Source organism: Bacillus sp. EKM208B, assembly GCF_011800725.1.
In the GTDB taxonomy this organism is placed as follows: Bacteria; Bacillota; Bacilli; order Bacillales; family Bacillaceae; genus Bacillus; species Bacillus velezensis.
Map to the genome: position 1 here is coordinate 57,975 of NZ_JAANHO010000008.1, position 16,840 is coordinate 74,814.

At 48.1% G+C, this 16,840-nt stretch carries 16 protein-coding genes; 2 read left to right on the forward strand and 14 right to left on the reverse strand.

Annotation, left to right across the window (positions count from 1 at the left end; translation table 11 throughout):
• Nucleotides 1-56: 56 nt before the first annotated feature.
• The 6 genes from G9F75_RS14920 to G9F75_RS14945 all read right to left on the reverse strand — a co-directional run bounded on the left by G9F75_RS14920 (nt 57) and on the right by G9F75_RS14945 (nt 5,472).
• A complete protein-coding gene (locus tag G9F75_RS14920) occupies nt 57-1,145 on the reverse strand; it encodes a toxic anion resistance protein (protein WP_007609246.1) in 1,089 nt (362 codons plus the stop codon).
• A 6-nt stretch (nt 1,146-1,151) separates the two neighbouring features.
• Entirely contained in the window at nt 1,152-2,774 is a 1,623-nt protein-coding gene (locus G9F75_RS14925) for a YceG family protein (protein WP_095273271.1), read from the reverse strand.
• A 73-nt stretch (nt 2,775-2,847) separates the two neighbouring features.
• On the reverse strand, nt 2,848-3,621 hold the full coding sequence (locus tag G9F75_RS14930; protein WP_003156644.1) for a TerC family protein: 774 nt from the start codon (nt 3,619-3,621) through the stop codon (nt 2,848-2,850).
• A 38-nt stretch (nt 3,622-3,659) separates the two neighbouring features.
• Complete coding sequence (locus tag G9F75_RS14935; RefSeq protein ID WP_003156645.1) at nt 3,660-4,238, reverse strand: TerD family protein; 579 nt, start codon at nt 4,236-4,238, stop codon at nt 3,660-3,662.
• Between the two features lie 32 nt (nt 4,239-4,270).
• Complete coding sequence (locus tag G9F75_RS14940) at nt 4,271-4,852, reverse strand: TerD family protein (RefSeq protein ID WP_003156648.1); 582 nt, start codon at nt 4,850-4,852, stop codon at nt 4,271-4,273.
• 23 nt (nt 4,853-4,875) lie between these two features.
• On the reverse strand, nt 4,876-5,472 hold the full coding sequence (locus G9F75_RS14945; RefSeq protein ID WP_015239102.1) for a TerD family protein: 597 nt from the start codon (nt 5,470-5,472) through the stop codon (nt 4,876-4,878).
• Nucleotides 5,473-5,747: 275 nt separating this feature from the next.
• Between G9F75_RS14945 and G9F75_RS14950 the strand changes: the two genes are divergently transcribed.
• On the forward strand, nt 5,748-6,743 hold the full coding sequence (locus G9F75_RS14950) for an LLM class flavin-dependent oxidoreductase (protein WP_167409203.1): 996 nt from the start codon (nt 5,748-5,750) through the stop codon (nt 6,741-6,743).
• Nucleotides 6,744-6,787: 44 nt separating this feature from the next.
• Here the strand turns inward: G9F75_RS14950 and G9F75_RS14955 are convergent, their stop codons facing one another.
• The 6 genes from G9F75_RS14955 to G9F75_RS14980 form a co-directional block, all read right to left on the reverse strand.
• A complete protein-coding gene (locus G9F75_RS14955) occupies nt 6,788-7,627 on the reverse strand; it encodes a metal ABC transporter permease (protein WP_007409044.1) in 840 nt (279 codons plus the stop codon).
• Nucleotides 7,585-8,280, reverse strand: coding sequence for a metal ABC transporter ATP-binding protein (locus tag G9F75_RS14960; RefSeq protein ID WP_021495283.1), 696 nt, complete (start codon nt 8,278-8,280; stop codon nt 7,585-7,587). The genes G9F75_RS14955 and G9F75_RS14960 overlap by 43 nt, the downstream gene beginning before the upstream one ends.
• A 54-nt stretch (nt 8,281-8,334) precedes the next feature.
• A complete protein-coding gene (locus G9F75_RS14965) occupies nt 8,335-9,294 on the reverse strand; it encodes a metal ABC transporter substrate-binding protein (RefSeq protein WP_029973931.1) in 960 nt (319 codons plus the stop codon).
• Nucleotides 9,295-9,479: 185 nt separating this feature from the next.
• The gene (locus tag G9F75_RS14970) at nt 9,480-11,159 is read right to left on the reverse strand and encodes a glycoside hydrolase family 13 protein (RefSeq protein ID WP_167409204.1); all 1,680 of its coding nucleotides are present in this window, start codon (nt 11,157-11,159) and stop codon (nt 9,480-9,482) included.
• A gap of 82 nt (nt 11,160-11,241) precedes the next feature.
• Nucleotides 11,242-12,021 carry a glucose 1-dehydrogenase gene (locus G9F75_RS14975; RefSeq protein WP_014416838.1) on the reverse strand — a complete coding sequence of 260 codons (780 nt, stop codon included), beginning with the start codon at nt 12,019-12,021 and terminating at the stop codon, nt 11,242-11,244.
• Nucleotides 12,022-12,136: 115 nt separating this feature from the next.
• A complete protein-coding gene (locus G9F75_RS14980; protein WP_014416837.1) occupies nt 12,137-13,258 on the reverse strand; it encodes a response regulator aspartate phosphatase in 1,122 nt (373 codons plus the stop codon).
• 109 nt (nt 13,259-13,367) lie between these two features.
• Here G9F75_RS14980 and cwlK point away from each other — a divergent pair, with 109 nt between their 5' ends.
• Nucleotides 13,368-13,871 (forward strand): peptidoglycan L-alanyl-D-glutamate endopeptidase CwlK, encoded by a 504-nt coding sequence (cwlK, locus tag G9F75_RS14985; RefSeq protein WP_021495286.1) that lies wholly within the window; start codon nt 13,368-13,370, stop codon nt 13,869-13,871.
• On the opposite strand, the gene G9F75_RS14990 is transcribed toward cwlK, so the two are convergent.
• On the reverse strand, nt 13,868-15,226 hold the full coding sequence (locus tag G9F75_RS14990) for a YcdB/YcdC domain-containing protein (RefSeq protein WP_094296351.1): 1,359 nt from the start codon (nt 15,224-15,226) through the stop codon (nt 13,868-13,870). The two genes, cwlK and G9F75_RS14990, sit on opposite strands and share 4 nt — an antisense overlap.
• Nucleotides 15,227-15,426: 200 nt before the next feature.
• Nucleotides 15,427-16,833, reverse strand: coding sequence for a YcdB/YcdC domain-containing protein (locus G9F75_RS14995; protein WP_167409213.1), 1,407 nt, complete (start codon nt 16,831-16,833; stop codon nt 15,427-15,429).
• Nucleotides 16,834-16,840 lie beyond the last annotated feature (7 nt).

Genomic DNA, 16,840 nt, shown 5'->3' on the forward strand with positions numbered 1-16,840 from the left:
GTCATTATCTTTTTTCGCAAAAAAATCCCGCTTGCCGTAAGCAAGCGGGGTGTTCGTTAATTCTTTAAGACTGCGTTTTTAATATTATCCTGAAGCTGTTGAATCCGTTTCGCGCCGTCTTCTCTGATACGTCTGTTCTCTTCTTCGATCTGTTTCGTTTCCTGCATACCGCTGACAATCGTATTCCAAGACGTTTCAATCGTCTCAATGTCAATGCTCGGACGGCCTGCCATACGGGCAATCTCCACGCTTTGGTTTGAAATATTTTCAGCGTTGCGCTTCAGCATTTCATTCGTGCGGCGGTCAAGCTCGCTCATTGAATCAGCCACAAGCTTTTGCCGTTTGACTGTGACAGCCTGAATGATGCCGTTTTTGAAAATCGGAATCGTAATGACGAAAGCGGAATTGATTTTCCCGATGAGCTTCGTATTTCCGCGCTGAAGGAGGCGGATCTGCGGCGCCGTTTGCAGCGCCACCATCCGCGCCATATCTAAATCATAGACACGTTCCTCAAGCGCCTGAAGCCCGTCACGAAGCGTATCGAGCTGCATTTGCGCAAGCTGGTTTCCGCCGGCCGCTTTTTCTTCATAAGAAGGAATGAGCGCCTGCATTTCCTCAAGCTTCATCTGCCCGGCAACGACATATTTTTCAAGCTCCATGTAGTAGTTAATGTTGTTTTCATACATCTCTTCTAGCGTATGGTTCGTCTTTGCCATTTCATCTTTGTATTTTGAAATTTCGACGTGGATTTTTTCAATTTCTCCGCCCAGGGTGCGGTACTTTTGAAAAATCTTTTCAATCATGCTGTTGCCGCGTTTGAACATTTTAGCGAGAAATCCTTTTGGTTCATCGAAATCATTTTTGTCGAAACGGTCCATGATTTTTCCGAGCTGCGTCAGCATTGTGCCTGAATCCGTGACACTTGTTGTTTTCATCATATTTAAGATGCGGTCTGAGAACTTCGAGATTTCAACTGCCGGTTCTTTTCCGTACTCAAGCAGCTCCATTTGGTTTTTCACGTCAATCTGCTGCGAAATGCGCTGCACCTCAGGGTCTTGGCGCAGCTGCACCCTGATGTCATCTGCTTTTTGTTCAGAAATCTCTTCATTTTTATCAAGAACAAGCGGATTTTGATTTTCTGTCATGTTTATTTACTCTCCCTGCTTTTGCGTAATGGTTCTAAACAGCTTTCTTACGAGTGACGGCTCCTTATATTCCTGCCGAAACACCATGTCCTCCAGCCAATGGACATCAAATTGGCTTTCTTCAATATAATGCTCAATATCTTGATGCCCCGGCGGATTATACAAGATGATATCGACGCCGAATTTATTTAAAAACAACAGAGCGGCGGCGTCAGAACGTGTGAGTTCGCCATTTTGTTCCGTATGATATAAAACGAGTTTCGGAACGGTTTGGGCGTAATCAAACGTCTGAATCAATTGCAGCAGCGAAGCGGGCAGGTTCGTCGCCTGGCGGAACAAATAGATTGCGGCATCCCTTGCCTGCTCCCCGGGCAAAGCCTTCAGCCCTGGGTTTCTGCACATGTCAGAAATCACATTGGCGATGGCGCTCTGCACGCCTGAAGGCAGATGCTTGTACTGCCAGATGTTGCTTCTTTTCAGCCTGTCCGCGTCAATCGCTCCTTCTTCGTTCAAAACCTGACTGTAGTGATACTGGTAGTTGGCTTTCAGCTCTTCCGTAAACGGAAAACTGCGGATCATGTGTGTCTCCTGATAGTCTGCGGCGGTATGGAGTCTGTTCCAATATTCTTTCGTATCTTTGGAAACCCCCATCACTTTCGCAAAAAGGTTCGGAACGGCCACCCGCTCCCTGTCCGCTTTAAATTGCGGCCGGATAAACGCCCGCTCCTTCGCAATGAGAAATAACTCATCATACGTCGTTTTTAATGTCACGGACTGCGGGGTATGATCCCTGAACTGCCAAGGCTTATACATCATAGATTCCTCATGATTCAGCACATGCTCAATTTCTTTCGTTGACCGGTAGGCCGTCGTGGACGTTCTGTCCGGCTTTTCTTTCGGGAATGGCTCAAGGCCGCCTGTTGCGGGGAGCTTTATCACAAAGCTGAGTTCCTCATCCGGATCAATCAAGCTGAACGGATCTTCCGCAGCCGGATGAAACAATAGGACGTCACAGCCGATCAGCATTATATAATAGAGAAAATAGAGCTGGCTTTTGGTAGCGTCTCCATACCACACCACCTTCGGCATCTCACGCTCTATATCGGCTTGTTCAAGCCATGGATTCAGGTGGTTCAGCGAAAACTTTGACACATCCAAGAGCACACGCCGGAAATCGGGATGATTCAGCCCGTTTTCATGCCGGTCCGCAAAGGTTTCCAAAAGCGTCATAAACGCGGTTCTCAGCCGGCGGTGCATAAGCGGATCAGCGTGTTTGGCAAGCAGCCTGCCTCCATCGAGAAACGCGACAAACCTGGAAACCGAAAGCCCTTTCTCCTTTTGATTGACGGAATGAATGTGCTGGAGCGCCTGAAACGTTTCAGGCGCGATAGTCTTATCCAGCGTCTCGCTTAACACATGGATGTTTTCATGAGAAGACAGCTCGAAAAGCTTATTGTAATACTCCGTCTCATCATAAGGAGTGCCCAAAATCCGGACGGCAAGCCGGGTAAACGCCAGCCCGTTTTCCCGCTCATAACCGGGACGTTCCGGCAGCGGCCGCATCAGAAACGTTTCCCAGTCACCGTTTTCCGGCTCGGCCTTTCGGATCACCAATTCTTCCTGCCTCATCATTTTCCTCCTTTCTCTTCATGATTATCGGTACAAAAAAGGAAGGAAATGAAACTCTCCCTCCTTTTTTGTTTTATTCTTCTTTAGATGCAGCCGTTTGCTCCTGAACCTGCTTTTGTTTGTTGAAATAGTGGATAATAAACGTTACCACAAACGCAGCGATGATGATTCCGAAGAACACCACGTGCGGCATTTCATAATCAAAGGCGCTCGCCGCCATTTTCACGGCGATAATCCCGATCAGCACAAAAGCCGTGTTTTCAAGCTCAGGGATTTTATCAATTAAAACAAGGAATACTTTTGCGACTGTACGCATCATGAGAATGCCGAGCATACCGCCGATCAAGAGCACCCACACTTTTTCCGATACCGCAAACGCGGCCAGAATGCTGTCAACAGAGAAGGCCAGATCCATTAACTCAACTGAAACGACAGTGGCCCAGAAAATTCCGAACGTACGGACCATCCATGAATTTTTCTTCATGCCTTCCGTATCGTCATCACCTTCTCCGATCCAGAAATGCTTAATGACGAGCCAAGCCAGGTACAGCGCGCCAAGCACTTTGATCCACCAGAACTTAATGAGCAGCATTCCGATCCCGATAAAGATAAAACGGAAAATATATGCCCCGAACAATCCGTATGTTAATGCTTTCTTCCGCTGTTTTTCAGGCAGATGCCTTACCATCACCGCAAGCACTAACGCATTGTCGGCCGACAGCAGCCCTTCCAGCAGAACCAAGGAACCGATCAGCCCCCATGATACAGGGTCAGTCAGCACCTCACCCCACATTTTCCAATCAAAAAAGGAAGCGTAGGTCGACATAATATGATGTAGAAAATCCAAGTTTTTTCCTCCTATTTAGTAAAACGGTAATTTCCTGCTTACACCTGCAAGCCGTAATTCCGGCAAAGTGATGCCAGACCGCCGGAAAACCCGCTGCCGATGGCGTTAAACTTCCACTCAGCCCCATGGCGGTAAAGCTCACAAACGACAACCGCCGTTTCAATCGAGAAGTCTTCCCCTAAATCGAAACGAAGCAGTTCATTCTGGCTGTTTTCATCGACGACGCGCACGAACGCGTTAGACACTTGTCCGAAATTTTGGCCGCGCGCTTCCGCATCATGAATCGTGACGGTGATGCCGATCTTTTCAATATTTGCGGGTATTTTTGAGAAGTCGACGATAATTTGTTCATCGTCTCCCTCGCCCTCGCCCGTCCGGTTGTCTCCCGTATGGATGACGCCCCCGCTCGGGTGTTCCAGGTTATTGTAGAAAACAAAATCAAGATCATTTACACAGTTGTCATGGGCATCGACAAGAAAAGCCGACGCGTCAAGGTCAAAGTCATGCCCTCCGGAGTACTTGTTCGTATCCCAGCCTAAACCGATCACCGCTTTTGTAAGACCGGGGTTCGTTTTTGTCAGATCAACACGCTGTCCTTTCGCCAATTGAATAGCCATGTGCTGTCTCTCCCTTCTGTGTTTGATATGGTTCAGCCGATTTGCAGGCCGTAATCTGTCGCAATACGGGCCAGTCCGCCTTGGTAGCCTGAGCCGATCGCGGAAAATTTCCATTCGCCGTTATGTCTGTAAAGCTCCCCTGCGATAATGGCTGTTTCAATTGAGAAATCTTCAGCCAGATCATAACGGATCAGCTCTTCATTTGTTTCTTCATTGACAATGCGCACGAACGCGTTGGAAACTTGTCCGAAGTTTTGGCCGCGCGCTTCCGCTTCATGAATCGTGATGACGAATGAAATTTTGTCAATAGCGGCAGGCACCGCGCTCAGGTTGACCCTTACGCTTTCGTCATCGCCTTCGCCCTGGCCTGTCAGGTTGTCGCCTGAATGTGCGACAGAGCCGTTTCCGCCTTCAAGCTGATTATAGAAAATGAAATCATCGGGCGACGCGCATCTTCCTGCTTCATTTAATAGAAAGACGCTGGAATCTAAATCAAAGTCATGTCCGCCGTCGTATTTGTTTGTATCCCAGCCAAGGCCGACAACGACTTTAGAAAGACCCGGATTTGTTTTAGTCAAATCTACTTTTTGTCCTTTTGCCAATGAAATTGCCATGAGTGCACTCTCCTTTTTATCGTTTAGGCGTATCGGTTAACGATATCGCCGATTTTTGTATCGTTTGTGCCTTCTCCTACTGCGGCGAATTTCCACTCGCCGTCCTGGCGGTAGATTTCAGCCGCGATCAGGCTCGTTCTGCCTGAATAGTTATCTCTTAAATTGTAAGTCACCAGTTCTTCGCGATTAGCCTGATCAACAACGCGGATGAACGCGTTTTGAATCATGCCGAAGTCCTGTTTTCGTCTGACGCAGTCGTAAATATTGACGACAAACACAAGTTTATTAATCTGAGCGGGCACTTTCGCTAAATCGATGAGAATTTGTTCATCATCGCCGTCGCCTTCACCCGTCAGGTTGTCACCCGTATGTACGACACCGCCGCACCGGCTTTTCAGATTGCCGAAATAGATGACGTTTTTGCTGTCTGTCATTTTATCATTTTCAAGCATCAGTACGGAAGCGTCACAGTCGATATTGGCACCGCCTCCGCCGAACAGCTTTCCGAAAAAGCCCCCGGATGATACAGGGTCCCAGCCGAGTCCGACCAGCAGTTTTGACAGGCCGGCTTTTCCTTTTGTTAAATCAATCCGCTGTCCTTTTTGTAAAGAGATCGCCATATGATTCACTCCTATTCTGTAAGGGTGCCGCTAAGCACGCCGCAAGTGCGCATTTTTACTAAATTCCAGGACAAGAATCCCGGTGTTTATTAAGATATACGTCTTTTATTATATCAAAGTTTCATAAAACATAAGAATTTTTGGCGAAAAACGGCGAAAAATCACTTCCTATATTCTCCTTCGTTCCGGAGAGAATAGAGAAAACAAAGAAATTGACGGGGACTGAACATTTTTCCTATCCTTATATCAATACATGTCAGGAAAGGGGCAGACGAGTGATTGATTTAAGCATACTTGATCAGGCGCCCGTATCCAAAGGAAACGGGCCGCACGAGACGCTCCGCCGTTCAGCGGAGCTCGCCCGCCTCAGTGAAGGATGGGGCTATAAGCGGTACTGGTTTGCCGAGCATCACGGCACAAGAGGGCTCGCAAGCGTTTCGCCGGAAATTATGATCGCTCATACCGCCGCAGCCACAACGTCCATCCGTGTCGGATCAGGCGGCGTGCTGCTGCCGCAGTACAGCCCCTATAAAGTCGCGGAAACTTTCCGTCAGCTTGAGGCGCTGCATCCGAACCGGATTGACCTCGGGGTCGGACGCTCACCGGGCGGCACAACGAAAATCCGGCTCGCCCTCACAGACGGGGTAAAGAAAAGCATGACCGAATTCAACAGGCAGCTTGAGGATTTATCATCCTTTCTGACAGATTCGATTCCCTCGAACCATGCTTATGCAGGAATAAAAACAGCGCCTTTGATTGAAACAGCTCCGCAGCTTTGGGTGCTCGGACTCGGGGAAAACAGCGCCAGACGCGCCGCTCTTCAAGGTGCGGGCTATGTCTTCGGCCATTTCATTAATCCGGAACGCGGGGAAAAAGCTTTTCAGATCTATCGGGACCATTTCCGGGCCTCCGCCCATTTTTCCGCTCCCGCCTCGCTCTGTGCCATTTTCGTCATATGCGCGGCTACGGATGAGAAAGCGGAAGAACTCGCCTTAAGCCAGGATTTATGGCTTCTTCGTGTCGGAAAAGGCGCCGACAGCCGCGTGCCGAGTGTGGAAGAAGCGAAGGCTTATCCGTATTCGCCGGAGGATCGTAAACAGATAGAAGAAAACAGGAAGCGGATGGTGGTCGGCTCTCCTGCCGCAGTGAAACGCCGTCTGCTTGAACTTTCCGAGCGGTATCAGACAAAAGAGATGATGGTGCTGTGCAACGTCTTTGATTTCGAAGCAAAAAAAGAGTCATATGAGCGTCTTGCTGATATATTTCTGTAAAAAAAAGCCGTCAAACGGAGCAGCAGATGAGACTGCTGCACCGCTTAACGGCGGTTTTTTCGTTCTTTTCCTTTTTTAAACGCATTCCAAATCCCCTGCAGCGTAAACCCGAGCAGAAGCAGAATGATTAACAGTAAAGTGATTGACGGCCCCGGAGGCGTTCCGAGCTGGTACGAAGACGTCAGCCCCATGAACACACTGAAAAGAGAAATAATAATGGCCGCCGCAAACACCCATTTAAACCCTTTGGCAATACGGATTGCAAAAGCCGCGGGCAGTACGAGGAGCGCGGAAACGAGCAGCACGCCGATAATCGGAATAATGACCGAAATCGCCAGCCCCGTCACGATGCTGAATGACATTGACAGGAGGTTTGTGTTAATGCCTGATGTCTTAGCCGTCGCCTCGTCAAAGGTAAGCAGGTAGAGCGGTCTGTTTAGTATAATAAAATAAAGCAGAATCAGCAGGGTAATGCCTCCGATAATATAGACCTGCTGCTGGCTGACCGTGACAAGCGATCCAAATAAATATTGATCGATGCTCATCGACGCGCCGCCTTTTGACAGGCTGATCAGAAACATCGCAAACGACAGCCCGGCCGCCATTAAGATTGCGATAGATACCTCTGAATATGTACGGTACGCCCGCCGCATGTATTCAATGCCGATCGCTCCGATCGTGACGACAACGATGCTCGCCGCCGTAATATTGGTACTGAGAAAAAAACCGATGGCCACGCCCGACAATGAAATATGAGACAGCGTATCCGCCATCAGCGCCTGTCTTCTCAGCACGAGATATACGCCTAATATCGGCGCCATAATTCCGATCATGCTTCCCGCTAGAAAAGCTCGTCGCATGAATTCCAAGTCAAACATTTCCATCCGCCTTTTTCCCCCCTCTCAAGCCGTATGACTTTATCCAGATACTGCTGTACTTCGTTTTGTTCGTGTGTCACCATGACGACGGTGCGGTTGTGATTTTTCACCTGATGGTGCATAAATTCGTAGAAACCCTGTCTGCTTTCATAATCAACCGCGGTTGTCGGCTCATCAAGCATCAGCAGATCCGGATTGCTCGCAAGCATTCTCGCAATGCAGATTTTCTGCTTCTGTCCGCCGGATAAATCGCCGATTTTCCGGTGGCGGAAATCCCACATTTCCACCATCTTCAGCGCGTTTTCCACCTCGTGGTGATCCGTTTCGTTCAATCGTTTAAACCATTTTCCTTTCGTATAACGGCCTGATTGCACAAGCTCCAGAACCGTGCTTGGGAATCCTGCGTTAAATGAAGAAATCTGCTGCGGAACATAGCCGATTGTCAGGCGTTTTCCGGCTGCATTTTTTTTACTGATCTCGGCCGTTCCTTCCCAAGGTCTGAGCATGCCAAGCATGACTTTCATGAGCGTCGATTTTGACGCGCCGTTCGGTCCTGTAATGCCGACGAATTCGCCGCTTTTGATTTCCAGCGACACGCCGTCAAGCACCGGTGTATGCGAATAACCAAAAACGATATCTTTTAATGTAACGAGATTCATGCTGACCTTCCTTTCCCGCATAGAAATAGTGTGCACCCCGCGGCGCACACTATGTTATTTAACCAATAGCGAATCTTTCAGTGCATCAAGGTTTTTCTCCATAATGTCGATATAACCGATGCCTTTATCCCGTTCTTTTTGGCTTAAACCTTCCAGTGTATTGAGCACTTCCGTTTTCGCGCCGATTTCACCGGCAAGTGTATCTGCAACTTTAGGCGATGCAACTTCTTCAAAGTAGATGATCTTCACATCATGCTTTTTGGCAAACGTTTTGAGATCCGCCAGTTTGGCCGCACTCGGCTCTTCTTCAGGAGAAAGGCCTGCAATCGCGACTTGTTTTAAGCCGTATTCTTTGGCGAGATAGCTGAATGCCGCGTGCTGTGTGATCAATTCTTTTTTCGCCGCTTTATTTAATGTTGTACGGTATAGTTTATCAAGATCCTGCAGTTTTGCAATATATTCTTTACTATTTTTCTCATAGTATGCTTTATTCTTCGGGTCCTGTTTTACGATCTGCGCCGTAATGGTTTTGACCTCTTTTTGCGCAAGAACCGGGCTGAGCCACACGTGAGGGTCCATGCTGTGGCTGTGGTCATGACCGCCGTGTCCATGTTCCTCTTCCTCTTCATCCGAACCTTCGAGTAAGTCAATTCCTTTTGACGCCTTTACAAACTTCGCATGATCAGAGCTCATGCTTTTTTCCGCTGAAGGAACCCATGTCTCCATATATTCGCTGTTGTATACGAAAAGATCGGCGTTTTGAATGCCGGCGATATCTTTCGGCGTCGGCTCCCAATCATGGGGTTCGACCGAAGACGGGATGAGAATGTCTACATCGCCTTTGTCTTTGACAATTTGTTTCGTGAATTCGTACATAGGATAAAAGGTCGTCACGACGTGCAGTTTGCCGCTTTTCGAAGAACCTGACGAACCTTTTGAAGATGAATTGCCGCAGCCCGCCGCGATTAAAAAGCATGCCGCAATGACAATGATTCCGCTCCATTTTTTAAACAAGCCGTTTCCCCCTGTTCTGCAAATCAGAATGATGACGATTTCCAAAGCGTACTTTCTCTTTCATTTGTTACCTATACCATAATAAAACGAAGTAATTACGTTTTGCAAGATATTTTTTTCTAAATTGATATCCGATTTACCTAAAAAGCCCCCGCCATGTATGGACGGGGGCGTCGTATCACATATCAGGCAAGCAGATAAACTCTTGTTTCATAAGGGCGGAATGTGATGCGGGATTCCGTGCCGCCGTCATTTTCATAGTTGCTGAGAAGCAGCTCGGCCCTTTCAGGTTCGGAGCCGTCCGGCCAATAAAAGGCGGCTTCTTCTTTCGATACGTTGCTGATGGACATGAGTTTTTGTCCGTTTGCCTGTCTTTCATACACAAACAGCTGCGGGTCATCAGGAAGCAGCAGGGTGTAGCTGCCTTTTATGATATCAGCATACTGTTTTCTCAGGCGGATCAGTTTTTTGTAAAAGTTCAATATAGAATCGGGATCATCCTGAGCCTCGGCCGCATTGACGGTTTTGTAATTGGGATTGACCTTCAGCCACGGTTCGCCCTCCGTAAATCCGGCATTCTTGCTGCCGTCCCACTGCATCGGTGTACGGGCATGGTCCCGGCTTTTCGCCATAATGGACGCCATGACTTCTTCTCTGTTGCGGCCCATTTCAAATACCCTTTTATGATACATATTGACGGTCTGAATATCTTGATAATCCTCTATTCTGTCAAACGGAGCGTTTGTCATGCCGATTTCTTCTCCCTGGTAAATGTACGGCGTGCCTTTCATGAAATAAAGCAGGGCGGCAAGCATTTTGGCGGATGCTTTGCGGTATGTGCTTTCGTCTCCGAAACGGGATACGATCCGGGGCTGGTCATGATTGCACCAATACAGCGTATTCCAGCCTTGATGTTCCAGTTTTTCCTGCCAGTCTGTGAGCACTTTCTTTAAATCGGACAGCTCAAGCGGTTTTACATCCCAATGCTCTTGGCCCGGCTTTTGATCAAGCTCCATATGCTGAAAATGAAAAATCATATTCAGTTCATGCTCATCGGTTCCCGTGTAGACGAGCCCTTCCTCAGGCGTCACTGATCCGGCCTCGCCGACTGACATCACGTCATATTTGGAAAATACCTCTTTCGTCATTTCTTTTAAGTAATCATGTATCCGTGCCCCGTTTGGCCGGAAAGGCTTCGGATCGGCCCGGCGGGCGATGTAATCTTCATATGGCGGCAAATATTCTTTTTTTGACAGAAGATGAAGCTGGTCTATTCGCAATCCGTCCACGCCTTTATCGAGCCAAAATCTCATCATCTCGTATACTGATTGCCGAACCTCGGGATTTTCCCAATTCAGATCGGCTTGTTTGACGGCGTTCATATGCAGATAATATTCGCCCGTATGTTCTTCGTACTGCCAGACGGATTGTCCGTAATCCGACACCCAATCGGTCGGCGGGCCGTCCGCGGTGCCCGGCCGCCAAATATAATAATCGCGGTATTTGCTGTCCGGATTCATTTCCGCCTCTTTGAACCAAGGATGCTCCGTGGAGGTATGATTTAAGACGAAATCCATCACAAGCTTTAATCCGCGGCTGCGGCATTCTGTAAGCAGATCGTGAAAATCCTCCATCGTTCCGTAGGATTCCATAATCGCTTGATGATCCGTCACATCGTAGCCGTTATCAACGTTTGGCGACGGGTAAATCGGGCAGATCCATATCACATCAGCGCCAAGTTCTTTTATATAATCGAGACGCGCGATAATCCCCCGCAGGTCGCCTATGCCGTCGCCGTTCGTATCTTGAAAGCTTCGCGGATAGATTTGATAGACAACGGCGTCTTTCCACCAGTCACTTGCCATCTTGCGGCCCTCCTGTTTTTTAGAGAACCATTTCCTTTATGATCCTTCCCTAAACAAAAAAGAGAAGGTTTCCCCCCCTCTTTTATCTGTCCAGCTGAGACGGATAAAGCGTCATGCCTCCGTCGACGAAAAGTGTCGTTCCGGTCACGTAACTCGCTTCTTCCGACACCATCCATGCGGCGGCCGCGGCGACTTCTTCCGGTTTGCCGAAGGCGTTCATCGGAATTTTTTTCAGCTGGGCCTGTTTATGTGTTTCATCTTCCAGATCCTTATTGGACTCCGTGGCGATCGTGCCGGGAGCGATGGCATTCACCCGGATGCCTTTGTCTGCGTAATTGAGCGCCATCGTTTCCGTCATCATTTTGATTCCGCCTTTGGATGCCGAGTACTGCACGTTTTCAGGGCGGGGTATTTGCTGATGAACGCTCGATATGTTTAAGACCGTTCCTTTTTTGCCGCGCTCGAGCATATGTTTCAGTGCCGCTTTCGCCCCCAAAAAGGTGCCGGTCACGTTGACGTCGATGACCCTTTGCCAATCCTCCAGGCTCATTTCATGGGGCATCGCTTCGGCTCCGTTAAAGCCGGAATTGTTGACCATCACGTCCACGCCCCCGAAATGCTCCTGCGCGGCATGAAACAGCGCCTGAATCCCTTCTTCTGAGGATACATCGGCTTTTACGGTGACGGCTCGGCCTCCCGCTTTCTCAATGATGTCCGCCGCTTCTTCCGCTCCGGAGGAATCACCGAGGTAGTTCACAACCACATTCATCCGCTCCTTGCCGAAGCGTTCGGCAATGGCCTTTCCGATTCCTTTCGAAGAACCTGTTACGATCGCTGTTTTTCCCTGTAAATCCTGATACATTGTCTCTTTTCCTCCCTGATGTTAATACAGAGCATGTACCCGGTTTTGATCGGCTGAAAACAAAAGGGATCATAAAAAGAACGATGAAACCGAAGCTCCCTCGTTCTTTTTTTCGTTATGCGTAGTTGTTCATTTGCAGCCTTTTTTGCACGCCGACAAGCCTGCTGAAAAAATAAGATGCCGCTTTGTAGTTCTCCCGTTGATGAAAGAAATGAGCCGCGTCCTGAAGCAGTTCCTCTGTGTCAGCCAACAGCTCTTTTGATTCCAGAATGTCAAAATACTCTTTGAGCGAATCCTGTCCGCCTTCCCCCTGATAAAGCTCTTTAATCAGACGGAATTTCGTCAGATAGATCTCATCTTCCCATTCCGCCGCGCTTCTCATGCCCCGCGCGCAGCTGGCGGCGGCTTCACTGTATTTTTCCGTTTTAAAGTAGATATGCGTGAGTGAAAAAACAGCCTGGATGACCTGCCGGAAGCTGTGTGCTTCAAATCCGGCGGCCGCCCGTTCAAAATCCTCCGCCGCCTTGCAAAAGTCACCCAGACTGTACATACAGTGCCCGATATTATAATAGGCTGCAGCAATCATATATTGATCATCAAGCCGCTCCGCGTGCTCCAAGGCGCATTCGAGGTATTCCAGCGCTTTTTTATGCTGCTGGGCGTCCATCAGATTTCCGGCAATGATAAATTTGCACTGCACCCTTCTCATTCCGTATAATTCATATTTCTTGTAAATATCAAGCGCCTGTCCTGCGTAATTCATCGAAAAGAAAGTCTGCTTGATATGATAGTACACCTCAGAAATTTTATACAAAAACTCGGCTTTCTCTATGTCATCTTCCACATATTCAAGTTTTTCCTCAGCCCGCTTATAATGAGAAATCGCTGAGATGAAGTTTTTCTGCTTAAATTCATACATTCCCCTGAAATAGTAAAAATAATATTCCAGTAAGCCGGTCAGCTTTTGCTGGTTCATCTCAATCTCAGTGAGCATTTCAGAGAACGGAGGCTGGCAGTCGCCGTCTTTCATGGGTTTTAATTTATCCAGCATGATGCGGTGCCGAAATTCCATCAATGAAAAATACAACAATAAATCCTGGTTCTCTTCCATATCTTCGAGTTCAAATTGAATCTCCCGCTTCAGCGCTTCAGCTTTATCGGCTTCAAACGCGCGGATCAGCTTATACCATTCATTCATCTTTACGGCCACTTCTTCAGATGGAATCTTGGATTTCATAGATTTGCCTCCTTCCTCCGGCTACTAATTATGTTATATTTTATCATAGCAAATTTATGGCAGTGAGCAAACAAAGATTTTAACCAATTAAAGAAAGAGAGAATTCACCATGAAACTATCAGTCAGAATTGCGCTGCTTTTGATCCTCTTCTTTTCCGCAGACCTATGTTTTTCCTATGTGCAGAAAGAATTGAGGCCGCAGACGGCATTACAAGACAGAGCCATTCCAAACGCTCTTCATCCGCTCGTGAAACAGAATGCGGAGCTATTGCAGACGGCCGCTCTGAAAAAAGGCATCACCGTCGTTATCACAGAGGGTTTCAGATCAATTGAGGAACAAAACGAATTGTACCGTCAAGGACGTTCAAAAAAAGGAAATATCGTCACCTACGCAAAAGGCGGGGAATCTTACCACAATTACGGCCTTGCGATCGACTTCGCCCTGCAAAAAAAGGATGGAAGCCTGATTTGGGATATGACGTACGACGGAAACCGAAACGGCACGCCCGATTGGCTTGAGGTCGTATCGATTGCCAAAACGCTCGGTTTTGATTGGGGAGGCGATTGGAGAGGCTTTAAAGATTATCCTCATTTACAAATGATCCCTGGCTAATAAAACCTTTTCTTTTTTCGCTTTTGCGCATCAATGTACGGAGGATAGACAGGCCTGTACACAAGCTTATATCCTTCATTGCCGGACGGCGTAAAATCGCGCTGCCACTCCAGCCGCAGATGGAAATCGGATAAAAAAGCGGCCTTTGCTTCTTCGGGAGTAACGGCCGGCACCGGATTGATCTTCTCCAGCTGCTCCGGGTCAATGTCAGGCGCCATGTAAGCTTCCACAAGCCCCGTTACGGGACTGACAAGTATTCTCGCAGCGCCGAACCGCAGCGGAATATCCTGATGCCATATGGAAAAATGGAAGCGGAACCTGCCCCTTCCGTCCGTTTTCACCGGGTTCATTTTAAAAAACTCGTCCGCTCTCGGATAAAGCTTGTATAAAAATTGAAGCGCGACGGCCTCACACTCTTCCGCAGAATAAAAGGCCGGGCCCTGATGCTCAATAAAAGATTTAAAGGCTGTCATTTTCCCTGTCTTTTTGTCCGTTTTCATCTTCATTGTATTTTTGTTGCTGCTTTCAAAATAGCTTTCGATACTCAAATCTTTCCGTTCCGGAACCGATCCTTTCCGCCATGTCGTTCCGATCTCATCCCCGAGATCGCGACGCCGCGTCTGAACCATATCCGCGGTAAACCCCATTAATTCATCCAGGCTGATTTCCCGTTTATGTTCAAACGCGGGAAGCGGTTTTGCCGGCTCATTCCTGTCTTCGCAAAGCTGCTGATCCGGCACGATATCATCTTCACCGGCCGGATAGCTGTAAGCCGGCAGAATCGGTTCATAGACGAGACGCGGTATTTTCTCAAAATTGACCACATCATAGACGAGACTGAATGTCAGCACACTCATATAATGCGAGACGACTTTTTCCCGATCGACGAATGTTTCCGGAACGGGCGCTTCACCCTTATCCCCGTAATAGATAAACTGCACGACGAAGCCGCTCCTGGTTACATCAACGAAAAAACCTGAATCGGGAAGCGGCCGGCCGAGCACTTTTTTTGTATAGATAAATCGGATGCACCCATTGCGTTCTTCCTTCGCCTGAAAGATGAAATTCATAAAAGTAAGCGGGCGGTGTCTCGCCGCAAACCGAAGAGCCGTCAGCTTTAATTCGGCGTCTGACAGCTGCATGTCTGAACCCGGACAGTCGTTGCGTGAATAGGTAAGCAAAGATCCGTCGTCGCCCAGCTCAATCGTGACCGTTTTATCCGGCTGGTTACGATCTTTCCATATATAATAGGCTTTCGTTTTTTGTTTTTCATCATAATCTTCTATTTCAAGCTCATAGTGCGGCGATATGTTCCCGATTTCCAGCGCTTTTTTTCTCAGATGTTCTTTCAGCAATGGGGTCATCCTTTCAGAAGAGTGTATAAAAAAGAACTGTTTTTTATTATATAAAAACGTCCTTATCCTTTTAAAGGGAAGAAAGTGCCTTTTATGTGTCTATTTTTAGCAAAGAGGGAAAAGAGCCGTATTCAGAGCGGCTCTTTTTCATACAAATGTCACATTCCCCGTGAAAGACCCGGGACGAACGCCTATGACCTTCAGCCTATTAAACTCGTGATCGCTTCTCCCGTATGAGCCTCAATAAACCGCGGGAAAACCGGCTTGTATACGAGCCTGTACACTTTTCCGCAGCTGTCGTCATCGTAACAATGGTCCCAAGCGAGCTCTGCTTTGATGGCCCGGCGGATCGCATCCTTCGCCTCTTCCATTGTCAATGAAGGAACGGGATCGATTTCCTGGAGCTCTTTCGGATCAATTTCCGGCGGCATATAAAAAGTGACAAGACCCGTCTTTTTGCTGACACAGATTCTCCCCTCTCCGAATCGCAAATCAACGCCGCCCGAACAAGCCTTATATGTAAGTCCCACGTTTTCTCCTTCATCATCCGGCTCATCATATTGAACCCGGAAATACTGATCCGCTTCCGGAAACATGGCGAATAAAAAGCGGATGGCCCTGTGATGGCATTCTTCCTCGGAAAACACCGGTTCGCCTTCAACTTTTATAAATGACATCACCCCGGTGAGCCGGCCCGATTCTTTATCATACCTTGTTTTCAATACGTGTTCATTCCGTTCTTTTAACAGACTTTCAAAGCTTTTATCTTCCCGTACGGATTTTGTTTTTTCAGGACGCCAGGCAATGCCGATACAGCCCTCTCCAAGATCGCTTTCCCTCTCTTTATAAAAACCGTCGTGCAGCCCGATCATGTCATTGATGCTCATCTTTTCCGCTTCAGGTGCAGGGCGTGAAATCGGGACATACGGCAGCGTGTCGTCTTCCAGCTCTTCATATTCGTCTATTTCTTCATTCTCTTCCTCTTCCTTCAGATCGGCCGATATCGGCCGCGTCGGAGACACGATTTCATAGACGAGATGGGGCTTGTCATCCCCCTGCACATAGACGGACTGATGCAGCACGGTGAACAACAGCTCTGCTTCAATATGTTTGACAAAGTGAGCCAATGCTTCCCGCTTGTCCGCAATTGTTCCGGGTCTTACAAGATTATCGGCCTTCCCATGGTAAGAAAAGCCGGTTACTTCCCCTGTCAAAGACAGATCGACGTAAAACCCGGTCAGCGGGAGCGGCAGACCGTCAGCCATCTGAACATAGGAATATCTCACATCACCATCATTGGCGGAGCCGCTGTTTTCCAATTCGAACTCAGCCAATGCCCCAGGACGATGGGTTTCTAAAAACGCCCGCATCCGTTCTTCTATGTCCGATTCCGAAAGAGGCGGCAGATCAGTCCGGAAAGCCGGACGGGATAAGTATTTCAGTTTTCCGTCCCGGTCTAATTCGACCATGATGCCGGCTTCCGGATCATTCTTATCTTCCCACCAAAACAGAACCTCATCTTCCTGGTATTCTTCCACATTACTCTCATAGCGGGCAGGTACGTTTCCGATTTGGAGAGCCAGCTGTTTCAACTCTTCTTTTTTCATCATAACA

Bases quoted from the DNA above. Each gene is read 5' to 3' on its own strand.
- G9F75_RS14920 (WP_007609246.1), bottom strand. From the start codon at position 1,145: ATGACAGAAAATCAAAATCCGCTTGTTCTTGATAAAAATGAAGAGATT.
- G9F75_RS14925 (WP_095273271.1), bottom strand. From the start codon at position 2,774: ATGAGGCAGGAAGAATTGGTGATCCGAAAGGCCGAGCCGGAAAACGGT.
- G9F75_RS14935 (WP_003156645.1), bottom strand. From the start codon at position 4,238: ATGGCTATTCAATTGGCGAAAGGACAGCGTGTTGATCTGACAAAAACG.
- G9F75_RS14940 (WP_003156648.1), bottom strand. From the start codon at position 4,852: ATGGCAATTTCATTGGCAAAAGGACAAAAAGTAGATTTGACTAAAACA.
- G9F75_RS14945 (WP_015239102.1), bottom strand. From the start codon at position 5,472: ATGGCGATCTCTTTACAAAAAGGACAGCGGATTGATTTAACAAAAGGA.
- G9F75_RS14955 (WP_007409044.1), bottom strand. From the start codon at position 7,627: ATGGAAATGTTTGACTTGGAATTCATGCGACGAGCTTTTCTAGCGGGA.
- G9F75_RS14960 (WP_021495283.1), bottom strand. From the start codon at position 8,280: ATGAATCTCGTTACATTAAAAGATATCGTTTTTGGTTATTCGCATACA.
- G9F75_RS14970 (WP_167409204.1), bottom strand. From the start codon at position 11,159: ATGGCAAGTGACTGGTGGAAAGACGCCGTTGTCTATCAAATCTATCCG.
- G9F75_RS14975 (WP_014416838.1), bottom strand. From the start codon at position 12,021: ATGTATCAGGATTTACAGGGAAAAACAGCGATCGTAACAGGTTCTTCG.
- G9F75_RS14980 (WP_014416837.1), bottom strand. From the start codon at position 13,258: ATGAAATCCAAGATTCCATCTGAAGAAGTGGCCGTAAAGATGAATGAA.
- cwlK (WP_021495286.1), top strand. From the start codon at position 13,368: ATGAAACTATCAGTCAGAATTGCGCTGCTTTTGATCCTCTTCTTTTCC.
- G9F75_RS14995 (WP_167409213.1), bottom strand. From the start codon at position 16,833: ATGAAAAAAGAAGAGTTGAAACAGCTGGCTCTCCAAATCGGAAACGTA.